Origin of the sequence: Streptomyces sp. NPDC056738 (assembly GCF_042790435.1) — a bacterium.
Lineage (GTDB): Bacteria > Actinomycetota > Actinomycetes > Streptomycetales > Streptomycetaceae > Streptomyces.
Map to the genome: position 1 here is coordinate 16,143 of NZ_JBHTZF010000021.1, position 13,308 is coordinate 29,450.

At 72.1% G+C, this 13,308-nt stretch carries 12 protein-coding genes and 2 pseudogenes; 10 read left to right on the top strand and 4 right to left on the bottom strand.

Annotated elements, in window-relative coordinates:
• The first annotated feature begins 91 nt into the window (after window positions 1–91).
• The 3 genes from ACFRIC_RS37265 to ACFRIC_RS37275 all read left to right on the top strand — a co-directional run bounded on the left by ACFRIC_RS37265 (window position 92) and on the right by ACFRIC_RS37275 (window position 2,648).
• Window positions 92–1,078 (top strand): acyltransferase domain-containing protein, encoded by a 987-nt coding sequence (locus tag ACFRIC_RS37265; RefSeq protein ID WP_382795757.1) that lies wholly within the window; start codon window positions 92–94, stop codon window positions 1,076–1,078.
• Between the two features lie 127 nt (window positions 1,079–1,205).
• Window positions 1,206–1,883 (top strand): class I SAM-dependent methyltransferase, encoded by a 678-nt coding sequence (locus tag ACFRIC_RS37270; protein ID WP_382795760.1) that lies wholly within the window; start codon window positions 1,206–1,208, stop codon window positions 1,881–1,883.
• Between the two features lie 315 nt (window positions 1,884–2,198).
• Window positions 2,199–2,648 carry a DoxX family protein gene (locus ACFRIC_RS37275; protein ID WP_382795762.1) on the top strand — a complete coding sequence of 150 codons (450 nt, stop codon included), beginning with the start codon at window positions 2,199–2,201 and terminating at the stop codon, window positions 2,646–2,648.
• 172 nt (window positions 2,649–2,820) lie between these two features.
• Here ACFRIC_RS37275 and ACFRIC_RS37280 read toward each other — a convergent pair whose 3' ends face one another.
• Window positions 2,821–3,576 carry an RNA-binding S4 domain-containing protein gene (locus tag ACFRIC_RS37280; protein ID WP_382795987.1) on the bottom strand — a complete coding sequence of 252 codons (756 nt, stop codon included), beginning with the start codon at window positions 3,574–3,576 and terminating at the stop codon, window positions 2,821–2,823.
• Window positions 3,577–3,842: 266 nt separating this feature from the next.
• On the opposite strand from ACFRIC_RS37280, the gene ACFRIC_RS37285 reads away from it, so the two are divergent.
• The 4 genes and pseudogenes from ACFRIC_RS37285 to ACFRIC_RS37300 all read left to right on the top strand — a co-directional run.
• Window positions 3,843–5,201, top strand: coding sequence for a M20/M25/M40 family metallo-hydrolase (locus ACFRIC_RS37285; protein WP_382795764.1), 1,359 nt, complete (start codon window positions 3,843–3,845; stop codon window positions 5,199–5,201).
• Window positions 5,202–5,220: 19 nt separating this feature from the next.
• Complete coding sequence (locus ACFRIC_RS37290) at window positions 5,221–6,753, top strand: YfcC family protein (RefSeq protein ID WP_382795767.1); 1,533 nt, start codon at window positions 5,221–5,223, stop codon at window positions 6,751–6,753.
• Window positions 6,754–6,818: 65 nt separating this feature from the next.
• A pseudogene (locus ACFRIC_RS37295) lies at window positions 6,819–7,418 on the top strand (uracil-DNA glycosylase); the annotation flags it as partial.
• A 234-nt stretch (window positions 7,419–7,652) separates the two neighbouring features.
• Window positions 7,653–7,781 (top strand): annotated as a pseudogene (locus ACFRIC_RS37300) (uracil-DNA glycosylase); the annotation flags it as partial.
• A 14-nt stretch (window positions 7,782–7,795) separates the two neighbouring features.
• Here ACFRIC_RS37300 and ACFRIC_RS37305 read toward each other — a convergent pair.
• Window positions 7,796–8,233 carry a RidA family protein gene (locus ACFRIC_RS37305; protein WP_382795770.1) on the bottom strand — a complete coding sequence of 146 codons (438 nt, stop codon included), beginning with the start codon at window positions 8,231–8,233 and terminating at the stop codon, window positions 7,796–7,798.
• Between the two features lie 157 nt (window positions 8,234–8,390).
• Here ACFRIC_RS37305 and ACFRIC_RS37310 point away from each other — a divergent pair, with 157 nt between their 5' ends.
• The 3 genes from ACFRIC_RS37310 (at window position 8,391) to ACFRIC_RS37320 (ending at window position 11,915) form a co-directional block, all read left to right on the top strand.
• Window positions 8,391–9,128: a hypothetical protein gene (locus tag ACFRIC_RS37310; protein WP_382795773.1), complete on the top strand. Its 738-nt coding sequence runs from the start codon at window positions 8,391–8,393 to the stop codon at window positions 9,126–9,128.
• Window positions 9,129–9,724: 596 nt separating this feature from the next.
• Window positions 9,725–11,611 (top strand): FUSC family protein, encoded by a 1,887-nt coding sequence (locus tag ACFRIC_RS37315; protein WP_382795775.1) that lies wholly within the window; start codon window positions 9,725–9,727, stop codon window positions 11,609–11,611.
• Window positions 11,612–11,741: 130 nt separating this feature from the next.
• Window positions 11,742–11,915 (top strand): hypothetical protein, encoded by a 174-nt coding sequence (locus ACFRIC_RS37320; RefSeq protein ID WP_355765291.1) that lies wholly within the window; start codon window positions 11,742–11,744, stop codon window positions 11,913–11,915.
• A 57-nt stretch (window positions 11,916–11,972) separates the two neighbouring features.
• Here ACFRIC_RS37320 and ACFRIC_RS37325 read toward each other — a convergent pair whose 3' ends face one another.
• Window positions 11,973–12,419 carry a hypothetical protein gene (locus ACFRIC_RS37325; RefSeq protein WP_382795779.1) on the bottom strand — a complete coding sequence of 149 codons (447 nt, stop codon included), beginning with the start codon at window positions 12,417–12,419 and terminating at the stop codon, window positions 11,973–11,975.
• Entirely contained in the window at window positions 12,416–13,075 is a 660-nt protein-coding gene (locus ACFRIC_RS37330) for an ATP-binding protein (protein WP_382795782.1), read from the bottom strand. Before ACFRIC_RS37330 ends, ACFRIC_RS37325 begins: the two co-directional genes overlap by 4 nt.
• Window positions 13,076–13,308 lie beyond the last annotated feature (233 nt).

A 13,308-nucleotide genomic window follows, 5' to 3' on the forward strand; every position in this document is an offset into this window, starting at 1 on the left:
AGGATCACCACTCCTACGAGGAAACGTACTCTTCGTGGTGCACGTTCACCAAGGGAGAGCGGTCGGACCACGGCCGCCGGGGGAGGCGACGGTGCTGCTGACAGCGCTGCGGGCGGACGCGAGGACCGCCGAGTGGCTCAGGGACCTGGAGAGCGAGTCCTCCGGCCTGCGCGAAGCCGCGCTCCCGGACGCCGACGAGCTGCCCGACATCCTGCTCGACCTGTCCGTGCCCCACGAACACATCAACGAACTCGTCGCACTGCGCGCCCGGTTGGCCGCCGACCCCGAGGCCATGACCCTCCTCGCGCGCTGCGTCACCCGCTTCGTGCGGGACATGGGAGACATAGGGAAGGGCTGGGAGCCCCCCGCCTTCCCCGAGACGACGGGACTTCTCGGACGCTGCTTCCACCTGTACGTCTTCATCGCCGCGCTTCCCCACGTCCGCGCCCATCACCGGGAGCGCGGAGTGCCCGAGGATGTGTCGCGGCGCACGCTCGCCGACCTCGGCCGTCATGTGTCCGTGCACCACAGACGAGCGGGCGGCCCCGGACTGCTGTTCCCCTGGTGGATCGCCCTGCACTTCCACGGCGAGCTGTTCCAGCTCGGCCGGCTCCAGTTCCAGCGGGCCCTGCTGGGGCGGCGCACGGCCGAGGCCGCCGAGGCGGCGGGGTGGGCCCTGGAACCCGGCACGCCGTGTCTGAGCCTGCACATCACCGACTTCCGCGGCCCGCTCTCCCCAGCCGCCTGCGACCGTTCGCTCGACGCGGCGCGGGACTTCTTCGCCCGCCACTACCCCGAGGAGCGCCACGGGATCGCCGTCTGCGACTCCTGGCTGCTCGACCCGCAGCTCAAGCGGTATCTGCCGGCCGACTCCAACATCATCCGCTTCCAGGACCGCTTCCACCTGGTCCCCGAGGACAGGATCCCGGACGACACGATGCCTGTCGGCTTCGTCTTCGGCGACCCGGAGCTCCCGCTCGGCGAACTGCCGCGGCGCAACAGCGTCGAGCGCGCGGTGGTCGATCATCTGCACGGGGGCGGGCACTGGTACGGAGGGCGGGGCTGGTTCGCGCTGTAGCCGCCCGCAGCCGGGCCCGCCGGATCCGCACTCTGACGCACGCCCCTGGAGCACATCACTCGAACGAGTGATGGGGGAGGGGAACGGGCTTGCGAAGGCCGTCCGTTGGACGGGCATGAGGATCGAAATGCGTCAGGGATACGAGGGCACGGGACCGGGTGCGATCACGCCGGACGGCTGCGCGGTCGAGCTCTACACCCGTCTGCCCGTCGGAACGGAACCGGACATCATCAACGCGGCCGTGCCCGCCGCCGCGCAGATCCTGGAGCTGGGCAGCGGGGTCGGGCGGATGACCCATCCGCTCCTGGAGCTCGGCTTCGCGGTCACGGCGGTGGACGAGTCCGCCGAGATGCTGGAGCACGTCCGAGGAGCGCGCCGGATACGCAGCAGCATCGAGGACCTCGACCTCGGTGAGACGTTCGACGTCGTGCTGCTGGCGTCGTTCCTGGTGCACGCCGGGGACGTCCGGGTGCGGCGGGCGCTCCTGGACACCTGCGCCCGCCATGTCGCCGACGACGGGTGCGTGTTGATCCAGCGCGAGGGCGAGAACTACCACACCGATGTGCCCCGCGAGCGCACCGACCCTTCGGGCTTCGTCGTGCGCATCCTGTCCGCCGAGCCGATGGGGGACGGGGTCGACTCGGTGCGCGCGGAGTACACGTTCCCGGACGCCACGTGGACCCAGACGTTCCTGTCCCGCCCATTGACGAAGGACGCCTTCGAGGAGGCGCTGGCGGAGTCGGGATTCAAGGTCGACCGCTATCTGACGGACGACGGGATGTGGGTGAGGGCCGTGAAGGGGTGAGGGAGGGCGCCGAAGTGCGAGATGGCCAGGGAGGGAGGGGTGGGCGATGGCTGTTGGGGGGGGGGGGGGGCGAGATGGGCGGCGGAGGTGAGCTATGGCCATTGAGGGGGTGCGTGATGGCCGCTGGGGGTGAGCAACGGTCGTCGGAAGGTGAGTGGTGGCCGGCGGAGGTGAGTGGTGGCCGCCGGGGACGATGGTTGCCAGGGTGAGCGGTGGCCGGTCCGCGGAACAAATCCCGGCCGGGACCGATGAGTTCTCTGCCGTGCCCAGGTCTGACTCTGTGAAAGCAACCACCGCTTCCCACAGGAGACCACCGTGTCCGAGACCACCTTCCCCCTCACCACCACCCGCGCAGCCGTCACCCCCCGCTCCCGTGCGGCCCGGATCTCCCTGACCGCCCTGCAGGTCGTCCTCGGCCTCTTCTACGCGTTCGCGAGCGCCCTTCCCAAGCTGATCGCCCACCCCTCGGCGACGGAGGCGTTCGACAAGCTGGGCTGGGGCCACGGCGGCATGTACGTCATCGGCGCGCTCGAACTCGCCGGAGGCCTCGCCCTGTTGATCCCGCTGCTGGACTCGGTGGCCGCGGTGGCGCTCAGCGCGCTGATGGTCGGGGCGTTCATCGTCAACGTCACCGTCGTCCACGGCCCGTACGTGGCGACCCCGCTCATCCTGATGCTGCCGCTGGGGCTGATCGCCTGGGCCAGGCGCGGCCACACGACCGAACTGCTCCGTCTGGTACGGCGACGGGTGGGACGCCAGGCGTGACGGCGCTCCACGGACGCAGGGCTCCTCCGGGACCGGGGGAGCCCTCGACCGGCACGTCCGGGACCGGCCGGTCCGGCCGGGAACCCTGGCGAGGGGCGAGGGGCGAGGGGCGAGGGGCGGGCGGGCGGGGAGGGGGAGGGGCCCCGGGGGAGGAAACGGTGGGGGAGCGGGCTCAGCGGCCGGAGGAGCCCTTGGACCCGGCCGTGCCCCTGGACCCGGCCCTGCCGTCCGCGCCGGCCGATCCTGTGGTTCCGTTCGCGCCCGAAGACCCTGTGCTGCCCTTGGCCCCGCCGGTGCCCGAACCCCTGGTTGTGCCCTTGGTCGTGCCCTTGGACCCGGTGGAGCCCGTCGGGCCCGTGGAGGGGCCCGCGGTCCGGACGGGGCCGGACGAGCCCGTCTGCATGCCCCGCAGGCGATCCATCTCGCGGCGGTCCCGCTTGGTCGGGCGCCCCGCGCCCCGGTCCCGGACACCCGCCGGGGCCACGGCCTCGCGCGGCGGAGGCGGTGGGCTGTTGTCGACGTAGCACTCGGCGGCGACGGGTGCTCCGACCCGCTTGCGGATCACACGCTTCACGATGACGACCCGTTCACGGCCCTCATGCCAGACGCGTACCTCGTCGCCGACGCGGACGGAGTACGCCGGCTTGACGCGCTCCCCGTTGACCCGGACATGGCCGCCCTTGCAGGCTGTCGCACCGATCGAGCGGGTCTTGACGAGACGGACGGACCAGATCCAGGCGTCGACCCGCACGCTCTCGCCGCCGGCGGGCCCCGCGGCGACGGCGGCCTTGACGGCGGCAGCGTTCGCCGAGGCGGCCGGCGCATCGGCTTCATGGTCGTTTCCGGAGCCGGTGCCGGAGTCGCCGGCTGAGTCGGCCCCGGAGTCGGTTTCCGGGCCGTTCCAGGAGTCGGTTCCGGACGCGGTCAGGGAGTCGGTTCCGGAGGCCGTCCGGGACCCGGACCTCGAGCCGGACCCGCCGGCGGTCCGCCCGGAGTCCGCGCCGCGCTCGCCTTCGGTCCTCGCGTCCTTCATCTCCCCGTCAGCACCCTGAGAAGCCATGACCCGACTCTAATGCCCCCGGCCCGGGACACCGCATGCCTTTTCCGTCGCACGGACCACACCGGATGCGTGGCCCCCGGGGCGGGCGGAGGCTGTCGGTGAAGCCGTCCGGGGAACAGGAGAGGGGACCGAGGGTGACGACAGCAGCGAAGGTCGACGCGTTGATGGACGGCCTCCGCGCCGATCTGGAGCGCCTCGCCGCCATCCCCTCCGTCGCGTTCCCCGGATTCCCGCCCGAGCCGGTTCGAGAGGCCCACGACCTCCTCGTAGGCCTTCTGCGGGATACCGGCGTGGAGCGGGTCGAGAGCATCGATCTTCCCGGCACCGCCCCCGTGATCTTCGGGGAGATCCCGCCGCCGCACCCGGACGCGCCGACCGTCCTGCTCTACTCGCACTACGACGTCCAGCCCCCCGGTGACGAGAAGCTGTGGCTGTCGCCGCCCTTCGAGCCGACGCCCGTCGAGGGCGGTCTGCGGGCCCGCGGGATCGCGGACGACAAGTCCAACGTGATCGCTCATTTGGGGATGCTCCGGGCGTACGAGGGACGGCCGCCGGTCGGGGTGAAGATCGTCTTCGAGGGGCAGGAGGAGTACGGCAGCCCCTTCGACGACTATCCACCGAGTGATCCCGAGCGGTTCGCGTGCGACGCGATGGTCATCGCCGACCTGGGCAATCTCCGCCCCGGCACCCCCACGCTGACCACCGCGCTGCGCGGTGCGGCCGAGGTCCAGATCGAGGTGCGCACGCTCGACGAGCCGCGGCACAGCGGGGAGTTCGGCGGTGCCGCGCCGGACGCCCTGATCGTGCTGCTGACCGCTCTGTCCACGCTGCACGACGTGCAGGGCGACGTGGCCGTGGCGGGGCTGCGCCGCGAGGAGTGGCGCGGAACGACGTACACCGAGGACGAGTTCCGCGAACTCGCCGGGGTCCGCGACGGGATCCCGCTGATCGGCAGCGGGAGTCTCGGCGAACGGCTCTGGAGCGGGCCCGCGATCACGGTGATCGGCCTGGACGCCCCGAGCGTCGACCACGCGGCCTCCGCCGTCGTCCCGTACGCGCGTGCCAAGCTCAACCTCCGCTTCCATCCGCGTCAGGACGCGAAGGAGGCGCAGGCCGCGCTGGTCGATCATCTGCGCTCGCTGCGGCCCCTCGGCGTCCCGCTCACCGTCACCCCGGGCGACACGGGCCCCGGCTACCGGGCCTCGACCGGTGGTCCCGCCTACCGCGCCGCGCTCACCGCGCTGCGCGAGGCCTGGGGCGAGGAGGCCTCGTACATCGCGACCGGTGGTTCGATCCCGCTGGTCAACGGCCTCGCACGGGCCGCACCCGACGCCGAGGTGCTGCTCTTCGGGGCGCAGGACAGCATGTGCAACCTGCACGCCCCCAACGAGCGCGTCCTCTTCTCGGAGCTGCGCAACACGGTGGTGGCGATGTGCGCCTTCGTACGGGAGTACGCGGCCGGATTCCGCGCGGGAGCGGGGGAGAGCACGTGAGCGCGGACGGGACGGTCCGGTGACCACCCCGGCCGGCACCGAGGCGCCCGGCACCGAAGAACCGCCGCCCCAGCGCAAGTTCACGTTCCCGAGCGCGCTGACCGTCCTCGCGATCGTCACGATCGCCGTGTGGGCCCTGGCGTTCCTGATCCCGGCGGGGCAGTACGACCGCACGCCCGAGGGCCGGCCGATCCAGGGCACGTATCACCGCGTCGACTCCGGCCAGAGCTTCGTCGACCGCCTCAACGACCTCTTCCTGTCGCCCGTCAACGGCCTCTACGGGATCCTGGACGAGAAGACCGCGCAGGTTGGGCCGGACTTCGCCGGCGAACTGTACGGCAGCGCGGGCGTGTTCCTGTTCGTGCTCGCCATCGGGGCGTTCATCACGGTGGTGTTCGCGACGGGCGCGCTCGACCGGGGGATCGGCCTCCTCGCCCACCGGCTGAGGAACCGCGGCGCGCTGCTCATCGCGGGCATCATGCTGGTGTTCTCGGTGCTCGGCACGGTGGAGGGCTTCGCCGAGGAGACACTGGGGTTCTACGGGCTGATCGTGCCGTTGATGCTGGCGCTCGGCTACGACCGGATGGTGGCGGTCGGCACGATCATCCTCGGCGCCGGCATCGGGGTGCTGTGCTCGACGGTGAACCCGTTCGCCACGGGGGTGGCCTCGTCCGCCGCGGGCATCTCGCTCGGCGACGGCATCGTGCTGCGGTTCGTGATGTGGGTCGTGCTGACGGCGGTCACGATCGGGTACGTCATCCGCTACGCGCGCCGGGTGCAGCGGAGCCCCGACCGTTCGATCACCGGGTTCCTGCCCGGGGACCGCGAGCACGCCGAGGACGCGGCCGGCGAGGTTCCCGAGCTGACCGGGCTGCACAAGGCGGTCCTCGTCACCACGACGCTGGTCTTCGCCTTCATGATCTTCTCCGTCGTGCCGTGGTCGAGCGCGCTCACCGGCAAGGCGGACGCGCGGCCGTACGGGTTCGAGCTCGGCTGGTCCTTCCCCGAGCTCGCGGCGCTGTTCCTGTGCGCCGCGGTGCTGGTCGGGGTGGTGGCGCGGATGGGCGAGCAGAAGCTGAGCGCGACGATCGTCCAGGGCGCCGCGGACTTCATCTCGCCTGCGCTCGTGATCGTGCTGGCCCGCGGAGTCACCGTGATCATGAACAACTCGAAGATCACCGACACGGTTCTGCACTCCATCGAGGGCATCGTGGAGGGCACGTCCTCCAGCCTGTTCGCGATCATCGTCTTCATCGTGAACCTGCCGCTGGCCTTCCTCATCCCCTCCACCTCGGGCCACGCGACCCTCGCCATGCCGATCCTCGCCCCGCTCGCCGACTTCGCGGGCGTCTCCCGTGCCGTCGTCGTGACCGCCTGGCAGGCCGCGAGCGGCTGGATGAACCTCTGGGTCCCCACCACCGCCGTCACCATCGGAGGCGTCGCCCTGGCCAAGGTCGGCTACGACAAGTACCTCCGCTTCATCTGGCCCCTCCTCGCGATCCTCTTCCTGCTGATCTGTGGGTTCCTGGCGCTGGGCGCGGAGATGACCTAGCACCCGGCGACGTGGGGGTCCGCACGGCGGATCCGGCGTGGGCGGGCCGGTCGTACGGTGGTGGTGTGCACAGCAGCGCTCCGGCGGAGGACGCGGCCCGCTCCGCCGATCTCACCGTGCTCGACGAGCGGATCGCCGGCTGCCGGGCCTGCCCGCGGCTCGTCGCGTGGCGCGAGGAGGTGGCCGCGACCAAGCGTGCCGCGTTCACCGGCCAGTCGTACTGGGGGCGTCCGGTGCCCGGGTTCGGGCCGCCCGACGCGTCCCTTCTGATCATCGGACTCGCCCCCGCTGCGCACGGCGGCAACCGGACCGGCCGGATGTTCACCGGGGACCGGTCGGGCGACGTGCTGTACGCGGCGCTGCACGACGTCGGGCTCGCCTCGCGGGGCACCTAGGTCGGCATGGACGACGGACTGGAGCTGTACGGGGTCCGCGTCACCTCTCCGGTGCACTGCGCGCCACCCGCCAACAAGCCCACGCCCGAGGAGCGGGACACCTGCCGGCCCTGGCTCGTCAGGGAGCTGCGACTGCTGCGGCCCACGTTGCGCGCGGTGGTCGTCCTCGGGGCCTTCGGCTGGCAGGCCGCCCTGCCGGCCTTCGCCGAGGCGGGGTGGACGGTGCCCCGGCCGCGTCCGGCGTTCGCGCACGGGGCGCGGGTCACGCTCGTACGGCGTCCGGAACAGGACGAACCGGGGACCGGCTACGAGCAGCCCGCCTCGGCGACCGCTTCCGAGCCCGCCTCCAGTCCCGGTGCACATGGTTCCGGCCCCGCTTCCGACTCCGCTCCCGGTCCCGACTCCCGTCCGGGTCCCGACTCCGGTCCCGGTTCCGGTCTCGGCCCCGACGGTGCCAGCCCCAGCCCCAGCCCCAGCCCCAGCCTTGGCCTCGGCCCCGCTTCCGTTGAGCTCTTCGGGTGCTTCCACGTCAGCCAGCGGAACACCTTCACCGGGCGGCTCACACCGGAGATGCTGAGGCAGGTCCTGGCCATGGCGGCGGAGTCCGCGGGGCGGGCGACGCGCTCCCCGTAGGCACCGCGGGCGGGTCAGGCGTGTTCGGGGCCGCTCGCGGCCGACGGATCGGCGTCGGGGACGACGGCGGTCGCCGTGATCTCCACGAGCTGCCCGGTGTACCCGAGACAGACCACGCCGAGCAGGGTCGAGGAGTGCGGGCCGATGCTCAGTCCTGAAGCCTCGACGACGTTCCAGACCGCGGACAGCACCGCGGTCTGACCACTGACCACGTACACGTCGGTCGACACGACATGGGCCATGTCGCTTCCCACGGCACGCAGTTGTTCCTCGAGGTTGGCCAGCACCTGCTCGGCCTGACGCACGTGATCGCCCGGGCCGACCAGCTTCCCGTCGGCGTCGAGCGGTACGGACCCGGCGAGGAAGGCCAGTTTCGTCCCCGCCTCGACGACGGACGCGTGCGCGTAGACGGGCGGCGTGAAGAGGCTGGGAACGGTGACGCGCTGGACCATGGGGGCTCCCTGTGGACGGGGTCAGTCGGCGGGTGACGGACAACCTGCCGATGATGCGGGACCGACGCGGGCCCGCGCACCCCCATTACCGCCCCCGGCGTGGCGGGCGCGAAAAACCTTTCGAACGACTCCCGCACTCGCTGCTACGGTCACCGACGTGGCGAAACTCAATCAGATCATCGCAGTGGAGAAGGGCATCAAGTCCAAGTCCCACCAGGACCTGACGGCTGCTCATCATGGCCTGCAGAAGCCCGCGTTGCTCGCGGGCATCTCGCGGACGTACCAGCCGAAGGACGAGGAGGGCGAGCAGCTCCCGCCCGAGTCGACCCGGGTCCAGGTTCAGGCCGAGGACGTGCTGCGGGACACCGCGGCGACCCTGACGCGGCTGTTCGACGTGACCGCCACCAAGGACTGGGCCAACTGCACGGCGCGGGCCGACGTGGTGGTGGACGGTCGTGTGATCGTCGCCGAGGCGCCGGTGTCCTATCTGCTCTTCCTCGAGAAGCAGCTCACCGATCTCAACACCTTCGTCCGGAAGCTGCCCGTCCTCGACGCCTCCGAGTCCTGGGTGCGGGACCCGTCCACCGACGCCTGGAAGACGGAGCCGGTGCGGACCCTTCGTACGAAGAAGGTCCCGCGGAACCACGTCAAGGCCGAGGCCACCGAGAAGCACCCGGCCCAGGTCGAGGTGTACTACGAGGACATCCCCGTCGGCTACTGGACGACCGTCAAGTTCTCCGGGGCCCTGCCCGCGCGGCGCGTGAACGAACTCCTCGACCGGGTCGAGAAGCTGCAGCAGGCGGTCAAGTTCGCCCGCGAGGAGGCCAATGGCGTGGACGTCGTCGACCAGCGCGTCGGCGACGCTGTTTTCGGCTACCTGTTCGCACAGGGGTAGCCTCTGAACTCCCCGGCCACAACGCACCACGGCCGGGGTGCGCGAGGAGCGCAAGCTGAACCTGAGGCTTGTCGTGAATGCGCGGTTCCAGTGGAGGTTCGAGTCCTCCCCGCGGCACCAGAGAGCACTCCCGCCCAGGGAGTGCCACGCGCCGCGGTAGCCCAAGTCGGCAGAGGCAGACCGCGATCAATCTCAGACTATTGCTCCAGACTCAGCATTCGCCGCCGATCGCCGGATCGACCGGGCCCAGGCCCCAGTACGCCGAGATGCTGGTTCAAGTCCAGTCCGCGCAGCTCGATGCGTGGTGGTCCAAAGGCAGGACGCGGCGACATAACGACTGACCTGGGTCCTCAAGCGTGCCGGCGTGCGACATGGTGGCATCTCAGGGTCCGGGGGCCGGCTACGCCCTCGGACCCGCTCCTCCTCCTCATTTCATGGGGCTTGCTCCCGTATTTCATGGGGCTTGCTCCCGTGAGATGTCACACCGTGGAAATCCGCGCGTTCGTCGTCCGCCGCCGACGCGCACTACCCTGAGTACGACACGAGCCCGGCCGACGTCGCCCGAAGGCACCCCGCCCTCGCCCGACAGGAGCCCTGTGCGTCTCACCCCGCTCGCCGTACCTCCCTGGCTCGCCCATGCCCTGCGCGCCCAGCGCGGACCCGTCCCCTGGAACGCGGTCGTGCGCGGAGCGCTGGCCTCCGGGCCGCTGCTGCTCGCGGCCGTGCTGTGCGGCCGTACCTCCCTCGGAGTGATCGCGGCGCTCGGCGCCATGCTGACGGGGATCAACGACCGCCCCGGCAGCCGGCGGGTCGCCGTCGAACGGCTCGGGGTACCGGCCCTCGCCGGTGCCGCCGGCCTGATCATCGGTTCGTACGCCGGACAGCACGCCGGCGCCGTGGCGCTCACCCTCGTCCTCACCGGGCTCGGACTGCTCGCCGGAGCCGTCAGCGCCGTAGGACCCGTGGCCTCGGGTGCCGGGACCCAGTTCCTGGTCGCCTCGGCCATCGGGGCCGGCATGCCGCTGCCCGAACCGGGGTGGATGCGCGCCCTGTTCTTCCTCGGCGGCGCCGGCTGGCTGCTCGCGCTCAGACTGGCGCTGCCGACGACCGCGGTGAACACCGGCGACTACCGCTTCGACGGGGAGCGGGACGCGGTCGCCGGGGTGTACGAAGCCGTCGCCCTGCTGCTGCTCGCCGTGGGCGGACCCGACGCGGCCCGGCGGCGCGTCGCGCTGACCGCGGCCCTCGACCACGCGCAGGACGCGCTCGACGGACCCCGGCTGCGGCGGTACGCCAGTTCCGCGGCCGAGCGGCGACTGCACGCGCAGTACGCGGCCGCCCTGCCGCTCGCCGAGGCCGCGACCGCGCTCGCCTGGGCCGGCGAGGCCGTGCCGGAACGGGCCGCGGAAGGCCCCCGGCGGCTCGCGGCAGCCGTCCGCACCGGCGCACCCACCGGGCCGCTGCCGGCGCCCGCCGTCCCCGGCACCCGGTCCGGCCCGACGGAGAGCGCACCCGTCGTCCCCGCGCTGCGCGCCCTCCACGACGCCCTGCTGGGCGCCGCCGAGACCTTCGACCGGGGTTCTGGGAACGCGCTGCACACCAGACGGCGTACCGCTGCCTCGCTCGTGGGCACCGCGCTCGGTGCGGCCGGGCGGGAGTACGGCATCAGGGTCGCCCTCTGCTTCGGCGCCAGCGTCGCCGTGGCACAGGCACTGCACCACGCGCGCTGGTACGGCAACCACCCGCACTGGTACTGGCTCCCCGCGACCGCCGTCTTCCTCGTCAAGCCCGATCTCGGACCGCTCGCCTCGCGCGTCCTGTGCCGTGCGGCGGGAACCGTCCTGGGCGCGGTCGCCTTCGCGGGGCTCGCCCTCGTGCTGCCGAGGCCGGAGGGGTTCGTCGCCCTGGTCGCGGTCAGTGGCGCGCTCATCCCTGTCGCCACCCGGCACTTCGCCGCGCAGACCGCCGTCGTGACGGTCCTCGTGCTGGCTCTCGTGATGGTCGGCGGTGAGCCGCAGGCTTCCTGGAACCGCATCCTGGAGACCTTGCTGGCCTGCGCGATCGTGTTGCTCGTCGGGCATCTGCCGCCCCTCGGCCAGCGCGGTGGGACCGTGCGGGCGAGGCTCACCCGGGCCGGTGAGGCCGCGGACGTGTATCTCGCCCATGTGCTGAGCGACGGCACGGCCCGCGACCGTACGGGCCGCTGGGTCCTGCGCCGGGAGGCCTATCGGGCGCTCGCCGAGGCCCGTGCCGCGATCGATCTCGCCGCGGCCGAACTCCCGGCCCTGGCACGGCACTCCGAGGGAACCGACGCGGTCGCGGCCACCCTGGAACGGCTCGTCGACACGACCACGGCGTGCGCGGTGCAACTCGACGACACCGGCCGGCTCACCCCCCGGCACACCGAGCGGATCGCCGAACTCCTCGGCGAACTGGCCGAACGGCGCGAGCGCGCGGGACTGCGCGTGGCCGCTGCCTGCTGAAACGGAACCTCGGGGTCCCGCGCGGCCGTTCCGTTGCCGGTGTCGACTTCGTCTCAGTACCGTCACTGCCAGAGCCGTTCACCCCATTGCAGGCGTTTAACTCTCCACAGGCACGACATGGAGGTTGAACGTGAACGGGCGAAGGGTTCTGGAGCGTTTCCCCGCCGGAGGACCACGCGGGTCGTGGCCCGCGGAGGAGTTCGCGCAGGCGCGCCGTCAGGAGGGCCAGGCGGCGGAGGTCGTCATGGACCTCGCCTCCGACGCGTTCCTGGTCGTCGTGGGCGGCGTCGACGGCGTGGAGTGAGCGCGGGACCGGCCGCCCTCGCTCAGGGGCGGGGATGCATCGGTCGCGGAACGAGGCTCAGGCGCTGATCGGGCGGGACCAGGCGGGCGTCGTGCCCGTGACCTGGCACAGGGCCAGATACAGGGGGATCGGCGGCGTATACGGAAGCGTGCCATCCGGTTTGTGGATGAGCCCGGGAATCCGAGGCGCGTCCGGCACGACCGCCCCCGTGACGTAGTGGGCGGGTGTCGGCCACTCCAGGGCCACGTCGGAGTCGGAAGGAACGATCCACCACCAGTGCGCCCCGTCGGCGTAGACGCAGCCCACACGAGGCAGCCGCGACAGCAGCAGCGGTCCGAAGGCGGCGGGCACCGACACCGCGTCGCAGCCCAGCGGCACGGTCATGTCCTCGGGGACGGGCAGACGCCTCGGCGGCCCGGGCCGCCGCCGGCCGCGGTTCACCCGGACCAGCGTGTCCAGGCTCAGGACCCGCGCCGCGGGCCCCGCCGCGGACGTACGGCTCACAGGCTCTCCCGATCCCGGTCCCGGTCTTGATCCCGTACGAGATCCTGCTGCGGACCCCGGTCCTCGCCGCCGCCCGGGGCGGAGGGAAGTCGGGGGTTCCCCACGATTCCCGCCCCCCAGGATCCCTCCGCCCCCGTGCCCCGACCGTCGTTCGGGGGCTTCTTCGCGCTCCAGCCGAGGTCCGCCCGCGGACCGGTGTCCGCCTCGGGCGCCCCCGCTTCGCGCCAGGTGTTTTCGGCCCGGTCTGCCGAGCGGGCGATCTCCGCCCACACCAGCAGACCGGGCCCGGTGTCCTGGGCCCCCCAGCCCCTGGACACTGCCGCGACGAGAAGCAATCCCCTCCCGTGCTCCTCGTCGGGCCGCTGTGCCGAGGGGTGCGGCTCGCCCGGAGCGCACCCCTCGTCGCACACGATGACGCGCACCACGTCGCCGGCGTCCTGCAGTTCGCAGACGACACGTTGCCCGGCGGCATGGACGATCGCGTTGGTGACCAGTTCCGACACCACGAGCGTCGCCGTCTCACAGGCGTCCTCGCTCACCGCCCAGCCGGACAGGCGGGACCGGGTCAGGCGTCTCGCCTGAGCCACGGAGCCCGGGTGTGCGGCCAACTCGAAGCGGAACCGGCGCTCGGCGGCCGCCCCGGGGTCGTGCCCCATGGCGGCTCGGAGACCGAACCGGTCTTCGACGGCGTCTGTTCCTAACGGCGCGGACGGAATCACGCTTGCCACTATCGCGTCGCCGCGAACACTTGGCAAGACTCACTCTGAAAAATGCAGAGTGCCGTGTGACGCTGTGGGGGCGCGTGGCACACTGCTGGCAACAGCTAGCCGAGCGGCGCCAGTTGGGATCGTCGAGGTGGACGAGGAAGAACCCGGACGGCGCCGAACGG

Bases quoted from the DNA above. Each gene is read 5' to 3' on its own strand.
- ACFRIC_RS37270 (WP_382795760.1), top strand. From the start codon at position 1,206: ATGCGTCAGGGATACGAGGGCACGGGACCGGGTGCGATCACGCCGGAC.
- ACFRIC_RS37305 (WP_382795770.1), bottom strand. From the start codon at position 8,233: ATGGTCCAGCGCGTCACCGTTCCCAGCCTCTTCACGCCGCCCGTCTAC.
- ACFRIC_RS37330 (WP_382795782.1), bottom strand. From the start codon at position 13,075: ATGGGGCACGACCCCGGGGCGGCCGCCGAGCGCCGGTTCCGCTTCGAG.